Source organism: Gemella haemolysans, from assembly GCF_001553035.1.
Lineage (GTDB): Bacteria > Bacillota > Bacilli > Staphylococcales > Gemellaceae > Gemella > Gemella haemolysans_B.
This window is the reverse complement of the sequence record NZ_KQ959949.1, coordinates 1-1738: the sequence shown is the minus strand read 5'-3', so window position 1 is coordinate 1738 and position 1738 is coordinate 1. Positions and strand designations below refer to the sequence as shown.

The 1738-nt window shown below is 27.2% G+C and carries 1 protein-coding gene; it reads left to right on the top strand.

Translation table 11 applies throughout. From position 1 onward, the window contains the following. Nucleotides 1-137: 137 nt before the first annotated feature. Complete coding sequence (locus HMPREF3186_RS03645; RefSeq protein ID WP_060913976.1) at nucleotides 138-1529, top strand: ISL3 family transposase; 1392 nt, start codon at nucleotides 138-140, stop codon at nucleotides 1527-1529. Nucleotides 1530-1738: the final 209 nt, after the last annotated feature.

Below are 1738 nucleotides of genomic sequence, written 5' to 3'. Positions count from 1 at the left end.
GGCTCATCAAAAAATCGGACTGATAGAAAAAATCAGTCCGATTAAATTATATACAAAAGTGAAAAAAAGCATAGAAAAAAACACAAATATCCGTTATAATTTAATCGACGAAAACTAAAGAAAGGAATATTTGTGTCATGATTAATTATAGTATAGATATAAAAAAATTACTAGGGGTAATCGATAATAATGTTAAAATTAATGGAGTTGAGGACGTGATCTGTTCAAAACATGAAGATAGTCCTCTTCCTCCTAAAGTCTTATTCAAAATCGTTTATGGTAAACTTGAATACAAACATCATATGTGTGAAAAGTGTGGTACTAAATGTAATTCTAAAGTTGTTAAAAATGGATGTAAAACTAGCCACATTAAACTACAAAAATGTGGAGGTTCGAATATATATCTTCACTTAGATAAACAACGTTATTACTGTAGAAATTGTAATCAATACTCTACAGCTGAAACATCTATAACTAAAGGAAAATCTACTATCTCACTTGAATTAAAACGAGAAGTCATATACCGATTAACACTAGAAGCATCTAGAAAATCTATCGCTAGAGAATGTAATATAAGCGATATGACTGTTTATAATATTCAAAAAGAATTGTTTGAATCAGTAACTAAGAGACCGTCTTCTAAATTACCCGAATACTTATGTCTTGATGAATTTAGGTCAACTAATGATATTGAAGGTCATTTAAGTTTCATTTATTGTGACGCTTTAACTCATAAAGTAATTGATATACTTACAAACCATAGAAGAGCTACTATAGTAAATCATTTTAAATCTAGGTATTCACTAAAAGAACGTTTAAAAGTAAAAATGGTCTGTACAGATATGAATGCAGGATATATGGCTATGATTAAAGATATCTTCCCTAATGCCACTGTAGTAATTGATAGATTCCACATAATACAAGCTCTAAATAATTCATTGAACAACCTTAGAATACGTATTATGAAAAGATTTAATACTGTTTTAAAAGATGATTCTAAAGATGAAATCAAAGAAAAAGAACAAATTTATAAACGATTCAAAGCATATTGGAAATTACTATTAAAACGTGAAGATGAGGTTTCTATTGATGATTATGGGAAAAAAGATCATTTCAAACAATGGATTACAAGTAAAGAAATAGTTAGACATCTCATCAATCAAGATGAAGTATTAAAGGATGCATATTATACGACTCAAATGCTTTATGATGCATTTGACGCACGAAATTATAAAGGATTCTTTGATATTATAAATTCAAATAGAGATACTATCGCTGAAGAATTCTCAGCTGCTTTTAAAACATTTATTAATAATAAATCATATATTGAAAACTCATTGAGATATAATCTGTCTAATGGACCAATAGAGGGTATCATTAATAAAGTAAAAAATATAAAGCGTATAGGTTATGGTTATAGAAATTTCTTCAGTCTTAAAGCTAGGGTTTTAATCGTATTTAACCTAGGATATTCTAATACTGATAGAAATGTTAAAGAACTAATTGATTATGATAATTTAGCTGCTTAAAACTGAATTATATGATTCTCATAACTAAATCTATCGTTTCTAATATACAAATTCTTGACAAGATAAGATTCAAGAACTAAAATTTAATTTACAATAGTTAACTATTAAATTTCAATAAAAAAATTATCTTTTTAATATCTATTTTTTTAAAAAAAGGAATCATGAGCTTAAAGCTCATGACCCCTCTCGTCAGTCCTAAATTTTGGAGA

What these genes read in the sequence shown, in the direction of transcription:
- HMPREF3186_RS03645 (WP_060913976.1), top strand. Translation starts at nt 138, where the DNA reads ATGATTAATTATAGTATAGATATAAAAAAATTACTAGGGGTAATCGAT.